Genomic DNA, 17,461 nt, shown 5'->3' on the forward strand with positions numbered 1-17,461 from the left:
TTTTTTTAAAGATACTTCATTCGTGATTCTAGGAACCTTTAAGCTGAACTAGCTTAAATTTTTATCAAATTTAAGAAATTTCATTCAAACATTCACTTCAAAATACATTTTTTTTGAACTATCTAATCCCAGTTGATGTTCAAACTGATGAAAAAAAGCACCTGGGCGTGAATAAAGATATAAATTTGCTTAATTTGTATGCAAAAATATATGAAAACTAGTTTCGTGAATCTAGGAACCCTCTTCGTGAGAGTAGGAACTTTACTTCGTGAATCCAAGAACCAAAGTTCGTGAATCTAGGAACTGCCAATTCGTGTTTTTAAGAACCAAAATGCCCTGTATACCGCTTAAAGACTAGCTCTCACGAAATGTAACACGCGCGCGCGTATTAACAATTTAACTTTAAATTAACAGAAATTTAAGATGCGTCATTTATAGCATCAAAAGACTTAGCTTTTTCTTCATGCAAATAAATATTGGTTGTTGCGATATTTGCATGTCCAAGAAAGTCTGCTAACACTTTTAGTGACACAGAAGGGGAGGAGTGAAGAGCAGAGCCACGTGAGTGTCTTAACCAGTGTGGAGAAGCAGATTCTAGTTTTAGAATCCAATCCTTCAATAAAATACGTTCATCCTCACTTAAATTAAAACGTACTAGTCGATCTTTTATTTCAGCAGCAACACTTAAAAAAATATCTTTTAAGATACGCGAAACTGTTTCACCATTAATTTCATCATAAGAGTTCAACTTCATAATAATTGGATATGTTTCTGTTGGCTCTGGTCTCGGGACTAGATTTTTTGAAAGTCTGTACTCTTTGATGACATCCAGTAGCTTATCAGCAATTGGAATGATCCTAGTCTTAGACCCTTTACCAAGAATCTTGAGATAGCAACGTTCAACTCCAGTAGACACATCATACTCAAAATGAAAGTCTCCCATGGTTGGATAAGATGCTGATACCGACTCCTGTAATGCTGAAGATACAGGATCTTTTAGAGCCGCTTTACTAGTACCTTCTGTTCTTCTTATTCCTGTGAAGTAGTAAAAATAAAACACTAAACGGTCTCTTGCCCATTTCTTTTTATCGTCAACGCTTAGAGTAGGTCGTTGATCTAATATTTCAAAAATGAGCTTGATAAGTTCACTATCTAAATATCTGGTTGTCGTTTCTGTTCCAAATTTTGATTTATAAAGCTTTAGTACACCTTTTTGAACTGGGTTTAATCTCAAATATTGCTTTTGAACCATGTAAGAGAAAAGTGATGACAAAATATTTATAGTTAGTGCAACAGAACTTCTACTCAAGCCTTGATAATGAGAAAAGTTCTCAGATGTGCTCTCATCAAGTAATGAAGAACTTTTCTTTCTTAAGACCCCATTTCTGAATGGCCACCAAGAGTCAGACAGTGGATGACAACCTGCAGGTGGCCTATGTGGGAGCTTCTCGATTTCCTCATAGGTAAAACCAAAAATACTAGGATCAGGATTATTCAGAAAATCAATATATGACTTAATTTCATCAGGCGTTATCGAAGACAATGGCAACTGCAAAGCTTTTAAGCAATATTTCCAGAACCGTATAATTTCTTTGACATAAGATCTTTTAGTATGAGGTGACGTAAGAGATGCTAGGAATTCGAAAACAATAGTTGCATCATCTGGATAATATTCTGCTACTAATGGATCATTAATTCGCATGCTTCCATACTTACCAGACAGATGATCAGGAAGTACTACATCCGAGCTACTGCCATTTGAAAAAGTGTGAGTTAAGTCATGCATTTCATGAGATCTTCAAAAGAGAAAATTATTATTAGTTTTGCACTATTTATTTGTAAATAAATGAATTGAATCAAATCTAAAGGTGAACCATTAGTAGTGATTCTTTATACACAGCAAAATTGGCAACCTGCAATATTCTACATTATCTACAGAGATAAATGAGTGATTACTGTACTAATCACTCATTTAAATAAGTAAATTTCCTGCAAAAATCTGAGAAATTTATTCCAAGTGATACGAAGCCATAAACCAATCAACCAACCAACTAAAAGTTAGCGGAGCTACTACCAACGGGTAATCCATTAAATTTCGAACCAAATTTATTGGTATATCTGTTTTGTAACTTCACGTTGCAGACAATTTACTAAAAATATTTTGTTATCAGGTTTAGCATCATCTCAACTACCAATCCTTAGCAGTTGTGAAAAAGCTGGAAAATTGATAAGTAAATGATGCTTATCATCAAGCATTCTTATTCAATCAAATAAACGTATTCGCTCGATTAAACACCATATAAGTTCAGAAATATTAATACAACCCCTTGATAAGTTGATAAGCATAGTAGAGAAGCACTAATGACCTTCTACACATAATGGATGCCTGGTTACTTTTCTTTAGTCTGCAAAGAGTTGCTTATGTTTTCTCTGACGGTGTTAGTGCTTAACCTTTTTTACATAAAGAAACTAAGGGGTTGTATTAATTATTACTTTCAAAGTCAAAGATTACCTGAACTAACTATTTTAATTTGCAGCTATTGCAATTAAGAACGTTCGTTCTATATTGGTAATGCGCACTGAGACTGCGCTGTCTTTAAACAAGCCATCATCGGTATAAACTATGAAAGTGAGGATAAATATGTGGTTCTTTGATTGGGTTGCAGGATTATTTGGTATCGCCAGAGGTGAGCTCTTTATTTACTTGGGCCTCGGCTTATTCGGGCTAAGTTTTCTGAATGGAGATTCTGATGATTGGGAAGATGAGGGCAACTCTGTAGATAAAGCCGTAGATAGACAAAATTTTGAACAGAATAATTATTATAAATAGCAGTTGTTGAACAAACAGAAACAAATCTTTGTTTTGTGGCCTGGGGTTGAGTGCCGGCAGTTGTGGAACTCAACCTTTTTTACTTTTGGTTTGAAACTAAAGGCGCTTCAACTACTGTTATCTTTGCTTGCTCATATTGAGCTCGGACTATGCAAGAGAAATGCGACTGCATTTTTTTTCTTTCCACATGAAGCCTGTAGACTTTTAGTGATGCTACTTTTTAAGTTTAAGCTTACGTTTCTTCGTGCGACTCTAGACAAGATATGTAATTATGGGGTTGTATTAATTTTAGGTTAACAATCATGCCAATCGAAGCACTTAAACTTGCATTTTTACAGGTTGAGTCTGCTGTCTCTAAATTAGAACAACTTGTGTTGGAATATGAGCAGAGAGCTAGTATAGATTTTAAAATTTTACCTTTGAATACCGAGCTCCAAAGCGTCAGTAGAATACTCCTAGCATACAAAGCCCTAACTTACATTGATGGACAGTCTGCTGATAGCATTAGAAGTTGGCATGGGTATTGCATCTTACCTAGCTATTTAATCCTTCAGGCAAAAGAGGTTAATCTAAGAAAGCTCGCTTTTGCTGAAGCTTTATCTGCATATTGGAAGGCTGAGATTAAAAATGAAACGGGCAAACTTTTAGGCCTTCCAGGACGGCAGCAACGTCTTGCAGCCGAACTTAGGTCAGTTGGTTTAGCTAGGGTTCATTTACTGCAAACAATGCGTCAAATACCAATTATTGACCACGAATTGGACTATGCTGGATTCTCGCTAGTCAACAAAGAGGTTAAGACGAAAACATATAGCAGTGACCAAGTTAGAATTATGTTAAACGATGCTGGATTCTCCACCAGTCGATTCGAAGAAATTTGCAAACTTCAACCAAATGCTTCATTTTGCCGAGTGATTCCCTGCCCTCCCCGTATGGTCATGAATTACAAGGTGAGTGAGCCTATTCTTACATGGGGGAAGATGCGGGATCGTTTTCACATCCGGGCTGAATTACCTGTCCTTATCGTAAAGCCTGAAAATGGTGAGCAAGTTAGGATCAAACTTCCTCGTACTAACACTAGTGAACATAGGAAGGTTCGAACAGATAAGAGACGATCAGAGGAAATGGTTCTACCTGAGCTTGGCTTGTATTTGAAACTTCCACGTAAGAATATCGAAGTCGTCAGAAATAAATGAACACACCTTTTTAGCGTGTACAGATTTTTCTGATAACTTGAAAATCGTCTATATTGAAATGTCCATTCTATTGGTCCATAATGGTGAAAATAGTTCAATAGAGTAGACTTTATGCCAAAAGTCAATCACCTAAATTTGAGTCCATTGCCGATTGCTGCACTTTTTGCATTAGAGCAATTAGGTCAACGTATTGCAGCTTGCCGTAAGCAGAAAAAACTATCTCAAAAAGACGTTGCGGATGCACTTGGGATTTCCAAAACCACATACATTGCCGTTGAACACGGCAAAGAAACGGCTCAGATTGGCCACTACGCACGTGCCATTTGGCTATTAGAAGTTCCTGGAACATTTATTGAAGATGCAGCAATTGTAGATGGGGAGTCTCTTACATGAATAGTGCTGAAGTTCATGTTTGGTTGCCTGGGAATGTTCAGCCGACGTTATCGGGCGTTTTCGAGCAAGATAATGTTCAAGCACGATTTCGATACGACGCAATCTACCAGCAACAAAGTCTTCCAGCTATTTCAGTAGATTTACCAATCAAAAGAGCAGTTACAAAGTTACCAGGAAAAGAGGCCATTTTTCCAATCTTTCTTGATAGTGGCCCCGATGACTGGGGACATATGTTATTGGAAAGAAAACACGAGCGCCCATTAAATAAACTAGAAGCATTGATATTGGGCCCCGCTGATGGTGCTGGCAATTTAGTATTAGGTCCATTAACTGATGATCGCTTTGATCTGATTACCGTAGATACCTTTTTACAGATTTTGCAAGATTTACCGCAAGATGATGATCCTTCTGTTCTCCGCTATCGAAGTCGAGTAGCAAATGCGGTACATGCAGGCACGAGTCTGGGGGGGGCAAAACCAAAGTTGACGCTAATCGAGGGTAAAACACAATATATCGTAAAGTTTCCAGAACGCGGGGATGATATTTATCTGCCGCATGTGGAAGCCGCTATGCTGGCAATGGCAAAACAGTGCGATATATTGGCGTGTGATGCCCATGTAAGAGAGGTATCACCTAATCGCTATGGCTTATTTGTTACTCGATTTGATCGTGAATATGTCCATGATGGGTTTGCCCGTCACGGGTATCTTTCAGCAGGCTCAGTAATTAATTTAGACAGATATCCAGAGAGACCCGAAGACAGCCGGCTATATGCAACAAAAGGATTTACGCCAAGGATGTATATAAAGAGTTATGTGAATTTTGCCGATTGCATGCTCCGGTGGACAGGATCACAAACTCATTTACTCACACAATTAAGAGAACTTTGGCGACGAATTGTATTTAATGCATTAGTGAGAAATACCGATGATCATCCATATAACCATGGTCTCCGTTGTCATTCGATGTCACCACATCAGTGGACATTAGCACCAGCGTTTGACATTGTTTGCCAGCGTACAGCAACGACAACACCTGGCTTAACCATGCCTTTCCTGTTTGAGCGCGGCAAAGCTGGGAAACATAGCCGACTAGTATCCACAGCCTGTAGGCGTGATCTCGTAGTTGCTGCCGTAAACCATTATGGCTATGAGGCTAATGAGGCGGAAGCATACATTGCTGATACTGAGGCACTGATTCGTAATAAATGGCGTGACTCGATGTTAGATCAAGGAATGCCAGCAGATGAACTAGAAAAATATATACGGATTCTAGATGAGCCGTTGCCAGATTAAATAGCAATAAAAACTGTTAACACTATTATGGTCAATTTCAGCCCATTCTTTTCGTCAGGTAAGCGCTGATGCTTGTTCTTACGATAGGCATAGAAGACTCCAGAGGGATATAAATGCCAGCACCAGTTAGTAGTCATCCAGTTGATCGTTTCATTTGGAGTGTTCCGGTGTATTTACCGTCTCTCCAACCGAACTTATGTGATGCAGCCATCTCTGAGTTAGAAATGCGGCTGCATGTAAAGCTCCCAGAGAGTTATCTGGATATACTACGCCAACAAAATGGCGGCAGCACGCGTTGGTATCATCCAGAGTCCCCTAGCAGGGAGATCTGGGGGATCGGACCACATATACCGCATATTGGCGGGGAAAATCGTTGGTATGAAGCCACGTACCCAGACATATGGAGACCAAAAGATTTTCACAAACTCATTCCATTCGATGGCGACGGCAATTGGCATATCTGCTTCGACTACCGCCAGAATGAGGAGCCGTGCGTTACCTACATTGATCTGGAGACAATGGAAGATCGACTGGTCGCGCAAAGTTTCTCCAACTTTTTATCGGAGCTTGTTCCTGATAAAGAAGAGTTTGTAGGACTTATCGGAATATCTAGTGACATTGACATCAATGAGGCTAAGACGAGGCTGAACCAGCTCTTCGCTTCAAAAGCAAAAGAAGGCCAAGGCATTGATGACCTAGGCTATCCGACCTATTTTTGGCCCCATATAGCCGGCATTTCGCCTAACAGAGTCCCTCGCAGCTTTGTACGATCAGATGATCCCCGATTTTCAGAACTCAATAATCTCTTGCAGGGAGAGGCTCTCCGCTATCCCGAATTTCCAGACGTGAACGTGCTGGTGAAGCTCACCTCAGATATTGCTGCCGATAAGTTCTTAATTGCAGCGCAGTCAGTTGGATTTATTATGAGAAGACTTAGTCTGTAGCTTTATTCGTTTGACTTAAGGGTCTTCTAGTTTCATTTCTTGCCCCCCCACTCTTGCGGCAACTAGGAATCCTGAAAACTATAGACACACCAGTTTCTTAAATTTGTATAAAATTTGAAGAATCAAGCCAAGAGTACATAGGCAGCGTTTCTATCCAGCAACAAAGAGATTCACGATTGTGTTACGAAGTGCGGTCTTATTTAAGCTTGAATTAAGCAAAAAGCAGCTGCACGCTCAAAAGAAGGTGTGTCTACTATTGTCAGGATAGGTTAACTAGCCACTGACCTCCTCTGTAGAGCATCTCTGGATAACATCATCTTTCTTTTTCGGATTTCTGAATTTATCAGAATGCGGGCTTCATCTTTGCTAAACCCTAGGTTGATAAACAATTTAATACTTAAAGGATTACTTTTGTTAGTTGCTCGTTGCATTTACTAAGCCTCTTAAGAGTTGGATGTCAATTTATGGACTTGAAATTATGTCTTGAGGCTGTCAGGTGCTATCAGCCAATCATCAAGATTGGATTTATATTAATACTCAGGTTAGTTTGCAGGGATGAGTACTTGTTTTTGTTGTAGGTGTGCTTTGAATCTAGCAGCATAATCTTCATTTACAGCATTTTTCACGCTAGGGTGCGCGGCGAGTGCTAGATGCCATGCAAAAGTTCGCGGGAATCCATCAAAGACCTGATGAGTAATTAGCTCATCAATGATTCTAAAGTATCTGAAGAGCGGGGCATAAACGGCGTCAACCATTCCAAACGTTGCACCGGAAAAAAATGGACCAGAAACTAAGGCTGACTCCAAATTGCCTAGACATTTCCGAAATGCGACTCGTTTAGCATCTGCGATCACTAATCAAATGTTTTAGGTAAGGAAACAGTGCACAGAATGTATTCGCACACTGTCGCCCGTTACCAAAAATAACTCATAGCTCAACCATTCAGTAGGCGGCCACCATCTAGCACGATTTCAGAACCGACAGTCCAACGCGACTCGTCAGAGGCAAGGTACAGGACAGCCTTAGCCACTTCATCGGAAGTACCAAAGCGCCCCATCGGGATGCTTGCCACAATCTCATTATTGACATGTTCTCGGTATGCTTCTGGAATCCCAAGTTTGTCATACAGAGGTGTATCGACCGGTCCAGGGCTAACTGCATTGATACGAATACCACGTCCCATGAGTTCAGTTGAAAGTGTCTTCGACATATTTAGGAATGCTGCCTTAGTAGCGGCATATACGGAAGAACGATCTGCACCGCTATGCGCACTGACAGAGGTAGTGAGTACAACAGATGCCGGATTTGCAAAGACAGGTAGTAATGCTTGAAGCAGGAAGTAAGGGCCTTTGACATTGATGTTAAAAGACCTATCAAACATCTCTTCAGTCCATTCTTCTATAGGTTGCCAGACAGATACGCCTGCATTGAGAAAGGCTACGTCTAGTTGTCCGTAGTGGTTCGTGATTGTTTCTGCCAACTCCTTTTGTGCTGCAACACTAGCGGAGTCAGCACTGAGCACTAGAACTTCCGAGCCTAATTCAGTTTTTGCTTTTTCAATCGATTCGGGATTAACGCCTGTAACAATGACGCGAGCCCCTTCTGCTAGAAACTGCTTTGCTGTTTCTAGCCCGATTCCACTAGTTCCACCTGTAATTAAAGTACGTTTACCTTGTAAGCGTGACATTTGTTTCTCCTGAGTATGAGGACCAAATTGGTCGACAAGCGGTATGATGCACTTATGCAAAAAAACTCAGTAGACTAATATTTAACATATAATTCATGCTTAATTTGCATGAATTATATGAGGCAAAAGGAATTTATGGACCGGTTTTTACTCATGACGTGCTTTGCTCGATCTGTCGAGACAGGGAGTTTTTCCGCCGCAGGACGTGATTTGGGTATGGGGCAGCCGAATGTAAGTAGAAATGTTGCTGCGCTGGAGGAGCATTTGCAAACGCGGTTACTCCACCGATCCACCCGAAAGATTTCTTTAACTCCTGAGGGAGAACGCTACTATGCAGCTATCCGGCGAATTTTAGATGCTGTAGATGAATCCGAGTCATCCTTCAGGGATAGAGTTGAGCCATCAGGCCTCTTACGGGTCGCATGTCCAACTGCATTTGCTCATGCATTTGTGTTACCTAACATCCCATATTTTCTAGATACTTATCCCAAATTGACACTGGATCTACAACTCAACGATCGGTTAGTGGACTTGGTCAATGAAGGGATTGAAATTGCGATTCGAATAGGATATCTAGAGGATAGTTCATTACATACTAAACGCCTAGGATGGTATGATCGAGTGTTTGTGGCTAGCAAGGAATACCTAGCCAGACGTGGAGCACCACTGACGCCAGAAGATCTTCGTGACCATGACTGCATCATATACACGCTGCTGTCTTCGGGTTCTACTTGGCGCATTCAGGGCAAGGAGATTCCTGTTTCTGGTCGACTCAAAGTTAACTCTCCCGATGCTGCAAGTGCCGCGGTTGCTGCTGGATTAGGGATTGCACATGGGCCAGCGTGGTTATTTGATGAAGGACTTAATAGTGGGCGATTGCAGTACATTTTGATGGACTATACTGCTCCACCTGTACCAGTTCAATTTGTATATGTAGCAAACCGACTCTTGCCCACTCGAGCGATCGCTTTTATGGATTTTATGACAAATGTTTTTTCAAAGATTCAAGCATTGAACGGAAATATTCCTTTACCAATACGGTATGAAAAAGATTTTCTACAAAGTGTGAGGTAGTCAATTTTTTCTTGCGAATACCAGCATCTGCGGTTTTGCCTGCATTGGATAAACAAATGTGGAAGGACTCATTTTCGGCCTAAGCTGTCATTCAGATGACCAAAGAGCATGGTCAGCATTCCATCGCTTAGCAGAGTGTTGCAATACCTTAGAATTCAGGAGCAAAACAGAAATGAGCTTGAGCTATAAGGTACCTATTATTTCCTTGAACTGGTCATTGCAATTAATCGATTGCTCGAAGGAATCTCACTAGCAATGGATGCCCAACGCCGTTTTATTGCAGATGCCGCACATGAGTTACGAACCCCACTAACGGCACTATCTTTGCAGGCAGCGCGGTTAGGAAGTTCAGAAATGTCTGCCACCGCCCATGAAAGGCTAATCACGCTACGACAGGATGAGGTTTGCTAGAACAGTTACTAACTGTTGGCAAAAGTACAATCTACGGCAAGTTCAGCACCCTCATCCGCTATCTCTGTACAAGCAGTATATCGATCTGTATTAGAGAACCTCATGCCATTAGCACTTGAAAAGAGCATCGATATTGGCGTTGTAGGAAATGAAGATGCACAGGTTTTTCTACGAGAAATTGATTTGTTCACCCTCATAAAAAAACTTGTAACGCCATTCGCTATACCCCTGAAGCGGGAAAAATAGATCTTTCTGTCCTTTGCTTAGCAGATAGTGTCATTATCGAGATCATAGATAATGGACCTAGCATCCCTTTGAATGAAAGAGAACGAGTCTTCGACCCATTTTATCAGATACTCGGTTCAAAGCAGATAGGCTCTGGATTAGAACTATCTATTGTAGCGGTGATTGCCAAACGTATCAGTGCTGATATCGCCTTAAAGTATGCGAATACAGAAGATGAAACAAGAATAATCGTGTCCTTAACCCTGCCTATTCAGGAATAGGAATTAGATCGATTGATGAGTTCAGTTAAATCACTCTGTACAGCCTTTATTTGACATTGAAACCAAATTTTTTTAATAGCAAATGCTATCCGACAAATTAAACCTGATTCCATTCAGTTCTTAGCCACTCTGAAACTACTAATTTTCCTAAAGTTACATTGAAAATGTCACCAAAAAGATTAAGTAATCTTTTCAGCTTCATCCGATAAATAAATTCATGCAAAATTTGCAGCAAAGCAATGCAATTTAGCTATATTGTTTAGATATTCTTCAGGCGACACAATGAGTCCAAGAAAGCCATTCATTCCGCAAGTTGCGATAGGAGAAGGTCATGGTCTCAGTAGTTCGGCTTAATCAATTTGGTAATCCTGATGTTTTGCGGGTTGAAACAATAGATAGGCAACTCCCCGAAAAAGGAGAGGCATGGCTCACGCAGTCCTCCATCGGCATCAATTACCTAGATGTCATGCAGAGGAAAGGATTAGCCGGGTTACTCTTACCTTCTGGCCTTGGATTGGAAGGTGCGGGAGTTGTCAGCTATCTTGGAGAAGGGGTTAGCAACTTATCCGTTGGTGACCGGGTAGCATATGCATTAGGACCTATAGGTGCTTATGCTAGTGAACGAGGGTTCCCAGCAGAACGCTTAGTCAAACTACCTGATACGCTATCTTTTGATGATGCGGCAGCTGTTTTATTCAAAGGTATTACAGCACAGTATCTTTTAAAAACAACTTACCCGGTTGGCCCTGGGACGATCATGCTGTTATATGGTGTAGCGGGTGGTGTTGGTCGATTAATGGCACAGTGGGCCAAGCATCTGGGTGCATTTGTTATTGGGGTAGTATCCAAATCTGCCAGCGTATCAGTAGCAGAAACTTTAGGGTGTGATGCCGTGCTGGTTTTTGATCCGACTCGGTTATCAAAACAGGTAGCGCATATTACGCAAGGTCAAATGGCAGATGTCGTATACGACCCGATTGGACGTATCTCTTTTGAAGCATCACTAGATGCTTTACGACCACGAGGGGTGATGGTGTCATTTGGCGCTTCTTCTGGTTCTCCCGCTCCTGTCGAAGTTTCTATACTCAACTCAAAAGGCTCATTATTTCTGACGCGCCCGTCACTTGCAGCTCATACCACTACGGTAGAGGAATATCAGACTCGTGCAAATGATGTACTGAATGCTGTATCAGCAGGAATACTTACCCCGCACATTGCAGGCCGTTATGCCTTGGAAGATGTTATTTCTGCACATCGAGACCTAGAAGCGGGACTTACTTCGGGAGGTATAATTTTATTGCCATGAACCATGACATTCTTGACAACCAACATAGTGATGAAATTTCTGCCTTGCTTGCAGTGGCTTCAGAGGGCTCATTTGTTGCCGCAGGGCGATTTATGCAGCGGCATCCTACGGTGATTTCTAAGCGCATTGCCGCGCTAGAAAAACGTCTTGGTGTCAGGATAATTGAACGGACTACACGGCAGGTTAGATTAACGGATACAGGACTACAACTTGTACAGCGGTTACGGATGGCAATGGGGGCTATCCAAGAAGCGGAACAGGAAGCAATGGCCGGCGCAGCTGAAGTAAGAGGTATTTTACGACTAGCCTTCCCTGCTGCAATGGGTCGACAATGGCTTGCTCCAATGCTACCTGAGTTTATGCAGGCGCATCCACAACTGTCGATTGTCATAGATTACAGTGAGCGATTTATAGACCTAATTGCGGAAGGCTTTGATGTAGCAATTCGGATTGGCGAATTAAAAGATAGTCGGTTGATTGCCAAAAGACTTGGAGAGCACCGACGAATTCTGTGCGCCTCACCTGCGTACTTGGAACACTATGGAGTTCCCGATAAACCTCAAGACTTGCTAAAACATAATTGCCTGCGTTTTAGTGGGTTTGCCACTTTTCCAGAATGGCGCCTATCCAATGGTATAGAGACCGAAAAAGTTTCTGTCACAGGTTCGCTCACAACGAATGACAGTGAGTCCTTGCTAGAGGCTGCGCTTGCAGGGTTGGGGGTACTGGCTGCGGGTGAGTGGTTGATGAGTCGTGATATGCAGGGAGGGAAACTAATACAAATCCTACCTGACTGGCAACTAGACATGCAAGGCAGTATTTATCTGGTAAGACCTTCCGCAAAATATCCATCAGCTGCTTCGCAAGCCTTTAAGTCATGGATAGAACGCAAGTTTCAAGATGGTCCACCTTGGAGACAGTCTGATATTTAACCTCATTTTATTCACCATATTCATTATCAGAGGGTTTTTTTGTGTTTAAAGGTGTTCTACTGTCTGTTGCTTCCTCGTGCATGTTTGCTGGGCTTTATTACTATGCCACGCTATTGCAGCCGTTGACCGGTGTCGAAATTTTTGGTTGGCGGATGTTATTAACACTGCCTTGTATCACCCTGTTTATGGTTATAGGCAAAGAATGGAAACATGTGACCCATCTAATGGGACGCGTGTGGCAACGACCAACCTTACTATTAGGCTTGATTGCCAGTAGTGCACTGCTGGGTATTCAGCAATGGTTATTTCTGTGGGCTCCGGTCAATGGTAGAGGGCTGCAAGTTTCTTTAGGATACTTTCTGTTACCGTTAACCATGCTGTTGGTAGGAAGGATTGTGTATCGTGAGCAACTAAGCATCTGGCAGAAATTGGCAAGTCTTGCAGCAACCGCTGGAGTTCTACACCAACTGTATGTGGTGGGGGGCTTATCATGGGAAGTGCTGCTAGTCGCTTTCGGCTTCCCTTGTTATTTCGTTTTGCGACAAAAACTAGCAACCAACCATTTGGGAGGACTATGGTTTGACATGCTATTTACCTTGCCGTTTGCAATCTGGAGTATATGGGGGACACAAAGTAACTATATGCATGACTTTCATAACTACCCAAACCTATTTTTTCTGATAATACTGCTAGCGCTAATCAGTGCCGCAGCTTTTATGGCATATCTTACGGCAAGCCGCTTACTCTCCCTGAGTTTGTTTGGTTTGCTGGGTTATGTCGAGCCCGTACTAATGGTATTGGTCGCTTTGCTATTAGGGGAACACATTCATCAACAAGAATGGCTAACGTATTTGCCTATCTGGACTGCCGTCGGATTGTTGGTTATCGATGGAATTAAGCATGTAAGGCAAAAAGCGATTGCGGACCACAGCTAAACTAGGCTCAAAAATACAAACACTTGATAGGCTTTTTAAGGGGGACTGAGGGCTTTTCATACCGACGAATAGATTATCTGTGTGTGTTTTGAAGAAAAAATGATGGCTGCTTAGAATATCATTTCGATTAATGACTGATTTGCAAAAGTATAAGCCACAAGGAGCACAACTCGCCTTCACGTCAGTCCAACATAGTCACACTCAGGGGCTAGTACACATAAATATTCATTTACAACTGTCAGGACAGGTCAGGCAGCAAGTGACTAAGAAAAGTAGATTGCCCTATCAGTTTATGATCACTATAATAACCCAATAAGTCGATATTAATCATATTTTGGATTATTATAGTGACCAATAAAATGCCCATCTGTTTGGAAAAATTTGTTGATGGTCACTGGCAGCCTGCAGCGACTGTTGAAATTCTAAACCCTCATCTGGGGCTCCGATCAAACTGTCGGGTTGAGTATCTACCCGACTTTGCGCTCAAGTATTTAGGAAAAAAAGGCTCCCCAGCCCTTTCATGTCATTTTCCCGTGTCATTTGAACATCGAAACTATGATCAATGGGCCCCATTTTTACTTGATATTTTGCCCAGTGGTTTCGGTCGAGACTTACTCGTACAGGACATGGGATGGTTACCTGATGGACTAACAAATGATGTGAATGTACTTCTGCATGGTGCGAGCAACCCTGCGGGTAATGTACGTGTCGCACAAGCATACGAATGGTTACGCTCAAAACTACCTCAACAAGCGGACGGATGGAGCACAGATGTTATCCAGCGCAGAAATGCTGATTTTATTGAATACGCTCACTTACATGGGACGCTAGTTGCTGGTACCAGCACTCAAGGTCAAGCTGCGAAACTATGGATGACGCAAAAAGATGATGGTCTTTATTATGCAGACTCTCTCGTTGCAGACCAGGAAGCTAATGCCGTTTATCTTGTCAAACTGCCCCGAAATGACAATGATGCCAATCTACTCCGCTATGAATATCACTGGCTTCAACTAGCTAAGTTAGCTCAGCTAAATGTATATGGATCACCAGAACTATCTGATGGTGGTCTCTTATTTATTCCTCGCTTTGATAAGGTAATCAGTACTGCGGGAGTAGATCGTAGGCGAGCAATGGAAAGCGTATTTAGCCTGATGGAAGTTACCGTACCAGGCCAAATATTACGACATGAAGACATCATTTTAACCTGGATGCAATTTGCCGATCAGACACGCTTTGGCGGTGACCTTGTTGAGTATTTACAACGAGATATTCTGAGCTACTGTTTACGTGTAGAAGATAACCATGGGCGAAACACAGCCTTCTTTCTAACAGAAGATGGTTTGGAACTTGCACCACTGTTTGATTTCTCCCCGATGTTTCTTGCTGAAGATCCGCCCGTTCGCTCCACTACATGGCGTTCTTTTTCCATAGGACAACATGCAGAATGGCCAAACCTATTCGATGCTAATGGCTTCTTTACGAACTTGTTAGGTCCCTCAGCCCAGCTATTAGCTGCTGAATTGGTTGCATGGAGACCCATCTTAGCCATGGTCAAAGAAAAATTCTGCCATCTGGCAAACAGTCCAACATTTACAGCTTTGATCTACAGATTTGATACTGCTTTGGAGGCACTTAATGCGCTCAGCCAAAAAAACACCTGAAGAACTTCAGGCGCTTCGCAGAAGCCTCCCCGACCGCTTACTAAAAGAGCAGCCAGACATATCGGTTGCTGCGAAGATGATTCGCGAAGCGCTCGGCTTATCTCAAGAGGAGTTTGCTCGCCTCATTCAGATTAGCAAAGGAGCGCTAGCAAAGCTTGAACAAGGAGCGGGCAATCCAACCCTAGAGACCTTAGAAGCGATCGCCAAACCGTTCAATTTACGCATCGCCCTCCTCCCCCAAACAGCCAGCTCCACACAAAGTGTTGATATTGAGGCGATTATCGGCTTATTGAAACAAGCCTATCCAGCAAGCCAAGTGCCGGCGACAATTGGACCCATGTCCATCCAGCACAGGATAAAAACTAAGCAGAAGGCACCTATCACAATGTCGTTCAAGAAAAAGCCCATCACAGACTAAGTCGAGCGAATACTGTGATTAGTATTGGTCACCAAGATATTGATCTGCTTGGGCATCGACTTTATGTGGAGATGAATCCTTAGCGTTGATGGAATCAACACAATTGGAAAGGCGATAGTCAATCGTGTTTTGCATGTTTGTCCTCCCACGCGACAAACTCAAGAGGCCTGATACCAAAGCGAACCGCATTTACCGTATGCAGGATCTTGAATTCTGCAAGCACCAATCTGATGAAATGATCTTTGTCTGCATCTGTTACGGCAGCTGGTGTTCTGGCACGCACCATTGCATCAGTGGCAGTAACAAAACATTCACGGCTGGGTTTCGTTGCGCCATCTGTTTACGCATTGGAATTCAGCAAAAAGCAGCAACACGCTTAAGAGATGGTGTGTCTACTATTGTCAGGACAGGACAGGACAGGATTTTAGTCAGTGCACTGAAGTACCCGTCTTCTTTTGTGATGCACAAAGTCCATGGCAGAGAGGCACGAATGAAAATACGAACTCACTAATTCGTCAATATTTCCCGAAAAAAACATATTTGGCCCAACATACGCAGGAGCGACTTGATGAAGTTGCATTTGAACTGAATAGCAGGCCGAGAAAACACTGGGATTTAAAACACCTCAACAGATGATTTGAATTAGTCTCGACTTGATCTGACACATCGCCTTGCAGAGGTGAGAGTTACCAGTTTTGATTGTGGGTGTCGAATCCTTAATCAAAACCAAAAAGGTAACTCTCATGCTCTATAGTAACAATCCCATTATCAAACACAAGACAGGTTTACTCAATCTGGCAGAAGAACTGAGCAACGTCTCCAGGGCTTGCAAAGTCATGGGCGTATCTCGGGATACGTTTTATCGTTACCGCGAACTAGTGGACGATGGTGGGGTAGATGCACTGATCGAAAAAAGTCGCAGAAGTCCTAATCTCAAGAATCGTGTCGAAGCAGCGGTTGAACAGGCCGTGAGAGATTATGCGATTGAATTTCCAGCGCATAGTCAGCACAGAACCAGTAATGAACTGCGTAAGCAAGGCATATTTGTCTCTGGCAGTGGTGTCCGCTCCATTTGGTTGCGGCATGGCTTAGAGAACTTTAAGAAGCGCCTGAAAGCCTTGGAAGCCAAGGTGGCTAGCGATGGCATTCAACTGACGGATGAACAGATTGCGGCGCTGGAGCGTAAGAAACACGATGATGAAGCGTGTGGTGAGATTGAAACCGCGCATCCTGGCTACCTTGGCTCGCAAGACACGTTTTATGTCGGTAACCTCAAAGGTGTCGGTCGTATCTATCAGCAAACCTATGTCGATACGTACAGCAAAATTGCTCACTGTAAGCTCTACACCACGAAAACGCCCATCACAGCAGCAGACTTGCTAAACGACAAAGTACTACCGTTTTATGCGTCGCAACAGTTGCCCGTGCTTCGCATTTTAACGGACCGTGGCACAGAGTATTGCGGCAAGGTTGAACACCATGATTATCAGCTTTATCTGGCGATTATCGATATCGACCACACAAAAACCAAAGCGATGTCACCGCAAACGAATGGCATCTGCGAGCGGTTCCATAAGACGATTCTGAACGAGTTTTATCAGGTGACCTTCCGGAAAAAGTTGTATCAAACGCTGGAGGAACTGCAAAAAGATCTGGACGAATGGCTGTCTTACTATAACAATGAACGAACCCATCAAGGGAAAATGTGCAACGGCAGAGCGCCAGTTGAAACATTGATGGATGGGAAACGGATTTGGGCAGAAAAGAATCTGACTCGAATCTAATCTGACAGACACCAGCACAAAACTGGTAACTGTCAGATCAAGTCTGAGCTAGTACACACCTGTTAGTTCCATTTTAACAAACAGGTGTGTCT

Annotated in this window: 18 protein-coding genes and 1 pseudogene; 16 read left to right on the top strand and 3 right to left on the bottom strand. The window is 42.5% G+C overall.

Annotated elements, in window-relative coordinates; translation table 11 throughout:
- Nucleotides 1–418 precede the first annotated feature (418 nt).
- Complete coding sequence (locus LIN78_RS16425; protein WP_227181966.1) at nucleotides 419–1,786, bottom strand: tyrosine-type recombinase/integrase; 1,368 nt, start codon at nucleotides 1,784–1,786, stop codon at nucleotides 419–421.
- Nucleotides 1,787–2,641: 855 nt separating this feature from the next.
- Here LIN78_RS16425 and LIN78_RS16430 point away from each other — a divergent pair.
- From LIN78_RS16430 to LIN78_RS16450, 5 genes are all read left to right on the top strand, one after another.
- Nucleotides 2,642–2,830 carry a hypothetical protein gene (locus LIN78_RS16430; protein ID WP_227181967.1) on the top strand — a complete coding sequence of 63 codons (189 nt, stop codon included), beginning with the start codon at nucleotides 2,642–2,644 and terminating at the stop codon, nucleotides 2,828–2,830.
- A 302-nt stretch (nucleotides 2,831–3,132) separates the two neighbouring features.
- On the top strand, nucleotides 3,133–4,023 hold the full coding sequence (locus tag LIN78_RS16435; protein ID WP_227181968.1) for a hypothetical protein: 891 nt from the start codon (nucleotides 3,133–3,135) through the stop codon (nucleotides 4,021–4,023).
- Nucleotides 4,024–4,134: 111 nt separating this feature from the next.
- Nucleotides 4,135–4,416, top strand: coding sequence for a helix-turn-helix domain-containing protein (locus LIN78_RS16440; protein WP_227181969.1), 282 nt, complete (start codon nucleotides 4,135–4,137; stop codon nucleotides 4,414–4,416).
- Nucleotides 4,413–5,711 carry a type II toxin-antitoxin system HipA family toxin gene (locus tag LIN78_RS16445; protein WP_227181970.1) on the top strand — a complete coding sequence of 433 codons (1,299 nt, stop codon included), beginning with the start codon at nucleotides 4,413–4,415 and terminating at the stop codon, nucleotides 5,709–5,711. The genes LIN78_RS16440 and LIN78_RS16445 overlap by 4 nt, the downstream gene beginning before the upstream one ends.
- Before the next feature lie 113 nt (nucleotides 5,712–5,824).
- A complete protein-coding gene (locus LIN78_RS16450) occupies nucleotides 5,825–6,655 on the top strand; it encodes an SMI1/KNR4 family protein (RefSeq protein ID WP_227181971.1) in 831 nt (276 codons plus the stop codon).
- Nucleotides 6,656–7,197: 542 nt separating this feature from the next.
- Here LIN78_RS16450 and LIN78_RS16455 read toward each other — a convergent pair.
- Together LIN78_RS16455 and LIN78_RS16460 are read right to left on the bottom strand one after the other, a co-directional pair.
- Complete coding sequence (locus tag LIN78_RS16455) at nucleotides 7,198–7,509, bottom strand: glutathione S-transferase C-terminal domain-containing protein (RefSeq protein ID WP_227181972.1); 312 nt, start codon at nucleotides 7,507–7,509, stop codon at nucleotides 7,198–7,200.
- A gap of 80 nt (nucleotides 7,510–7,589) precedes the next feature.
- A complete protein-coding gene (locus LIN78_RS16460) occupies nucleotides 7,590–8,342 on the bottom strand; it encodes an SDR family oxidoreductase (RefSeq protein WP_227181973.1) in 753 nt (250 codons plus the stop codon).
- Nucleotides 8,343–8,477: 135 nt separating this feature from the next.
- Between LIN78_RS16460 and LIN78_RS16465 the strand changes: the two genes are divergently transcribed.
- From LIN78_RS16465 to LIN78_RS16515, 11 genes and pseudogenes are all read left to right on the top strand, one after another.
- On the top strand, nucleotides 8,478–9,416 hold the full coding sequence (locus LIN78_RS16465; RefSeq protein ID WP_227181974.1) for a LysR family transcriptional regulator: 939 nt from the start codon (nucleotides 8,478–8,480) through the stop codon (nucleotides 9,414–9,416).
- A gap of 255 nt (nucleotides 9,417–9,671) precedes the next feature.
- Nucleotides 9,672–9,827, top strand: a complete 156-nt coding sequence (locus LIN78_RS16470; protein WP_227181975.1) for a histidine kinase dimerization/phospho-acceptor domain-containing protein — start codon at nucleotides 9,672–9,674, stop codon at nucleotides 9,825–9,827.
- A gap of 102 nt (nucleotides 9,828–9,929) precedes the next feature.
- Nucleotides 9,930–10,073: a hypothetical protein gene (locus LIN78_RS16475; RefSeq protein ID WP_227181976.1), complete on the top strand. Its 144-nt coding sequence runs from the start codon at nucleotides 9,930–9,932 to the stop codon at nucleotides 10,071–10,073.
- Nucleotides 10,070–10,333 (top strand): ATP-binding protein, encoded by a 264-nt coding sequence (locus tag LIN78_RS18445; RefSeq protein WP_373307787.1) that lies wholly within the window; start codon nucleotides 10,070–10,072, stop codon nucleotides 10,331–10,333. Before LIN78_RS16475 ends, LIN78_RS18445 begins: the two co-directional genes overlap by 4 nt.
- A gap of 331 nt (nucleotides 10,334–10,664) precedes the next feature.
- The gene (locus tag LIN78_RS16485; protein WP_227181977.1) at nucleotides 10,665–11,639 is read left to right on the top strand and encodes a quinone oxidoreductase family protein; all 975 of its coding nucleotides are present in this window, start codon (nucleotides 10,665–10,667) and stop codon (nucleotides 11,637–11,639) included.
- A complete protein-coding gene (locus tag LIN78_RS16490) occupies nucleotides 11,636–12,571 on the top strand; it encodes a LysR family transcriptional regulator (RefSeq protein WP_227181978.1) in 936 nt (311 codons plus the stop codon). Before LIN78_RS16485 ends, LIN78_RS16490 begins: the two co-directional genes overlap by 4 nt.
- A 41-nt stretch (nucleotides 12,572–12,612) precedes the next feature.
- Nucleotides 12,613–13,506, top strand: coding sequence for an EamA family transporter RarD (gene rarD, locus LIN78_RS16495; protein ID WP_227181979.1), 894 nt, complete (start codon nucleotides 12,613–12,615; stop codon nucleotides 13,504–13,506).
- A 533-nt stretch (nucleotides 13,507–14,039) separates the two neighbouring features.
- Entirely contained in the window at nucleotides 14,040–15,167 is a 1,128-nt protein-coding gene (locus LIN78_RS16500) for a HipA domain-containing protein (protein ID WP_227181980.1), read from the top strand.
- The gene (locus tag LIN78_RS16505) at nucleotides 15,142–15,585 is read left to right on the top strand and encodes a helix-turn-helix domain-containing protein (RefSeq protein WP_227181981.1); all 444 of its coding nucleotides are present in this window, start codon (nucleotides 15,142–15,144) and stop codon (nucleotides 15,583–15,585) included. Before LIN78_RS16500 ends, LIN78_RS16505 begins: the two co-directional genes overlap by 26 nt.
- A 435-nt stretch (nucleotides 15,586–16,020) precedes the next feature.
- Nucleotides 16,021–16,226, top strand: a pseudogene (locus LIN78_RS16510) (IS30 family transposase); the annotation flags it as partial.
- A 102-nt stretch (nucleotides 16,227–16,328) separates the two neighbouring features.
- Nucleotides 16,329–17,369 (top strand): IS481 family transposase, encoded by a 1,041-nt coding sequence (locus tag LIN78_RS16515; RefSeq protein WP_227181982.1) that lies wholly within the window; start codon nucleotides 16,329–16,331, stop codon nucleotides 17,367–17,369.
- The last annotated feature ends 92 nt before the right edge of the window (nucleotides 17,370–17,461 follow it).

Origin of the sequence: Leeia speluncae (genome assembly GCF_020564625.1) — a bacterium.
In the GTDB taxonomy this organism is placed as follows: Bacteria; Pseudomonadota; Gammaproteobacteria; order Burkholderiales; family Leeiaceae; genus Leeia; species Leeia speluncae.

Coding starts and splice junctions, on each gene's coding strand:
- LIN78_RS16425 (WP_227181966.1), bottom strand. CDS start 1,786: ATGCATGACTTAACTCACACTTTTTCAAATGGCAGTAGCTCGGATGTA.
- LIN78_RS16490 (WP_227181978.1), top strand. CDS start 11,636: ATGAACCATGACATTCTTGACAACCAACATAGTGATGAAATTTCTGCC.
- LIN78_RS16475 (WP_227181976.1), top strand. CDS start 9,930: ATGCCATTAGCACTTGAAAAGAGCATCGATATTGGCGTTGTAGGAAAT.
- LIN78_RS16435 (WP_227181968.1), top strand. CDS start 3,133: ATGCCAATCGAAGCACTTAAACTTGCATTTTTACAGGTTGAGTCTGCT.
- LIN78_RS16460 (WP_227181973.1), bottom strand. CDS start 8,342: ATGTCACGCTTACAAGGTAAACGTACTTTAATTACAGGTGGAACTAGT.
- LIN78_RS16445 (WP_227181970.1), top strand. CDS start 4,413: ATGAATAGTGCTGAAGTTCATGTTTGGTTGCCTGGGAATGTTCAGCCG.
- LIN78_RS16440 (WP_227181969.1), top strand. CDS start 4,135: ATGCCAAAAGTCAATCACCTAAATTTGAGTCCATTGCCGATTGCTGCA.
- LIN78_RS16515 (WP_227181982.1), top strand. CDS start 16,329: ATGCTCTATAGTAACAATCCCATTATCAAACACAAGACAGGTTTACTC.
- LIN78_RS16465 (WP_227181974.1), top strand. CDS start 8,478: ATGGACCGGTTTTTACTCATGACGTGCTTTGCTCGATCTGTCGAGACA.
- LIN78_RS16505 (WP_227181981.1), top strand. CDS start 15,142: ATGCGCTCAGCCAAAAAAACACCTGAAGAACTTCAGGCGCTTCGCAGA.
- LIN78_RS16450 (WP_227181971.1), top strand. CDS start 5,825: ATGCCAGCACCAGTTAGTAGTCATCCAGTTGATCGTTTCATTTGGAGT.
- LIN78_RS16470 (WP_227181975.1), top strand. CDS start 9,672: ATGGATGCCCAACGCCGTTTTATTGCAGATGCCGCACATGAGTTACGA.
- LIN78_RS16430 (WP_227181967.1), top strand. CDS start 2,642: ATGTGGTTCTTTGATTGGGTTGCAGGATTATTTGGTATCGCCAGAGGT.
- LIN78_RS16485 (WP_227181977.1), top strand. CDS start 10,665: ATGGTCTCAGTAGTTCGGCTTAATCAATTTGGTAATCCTGATGTTTTG.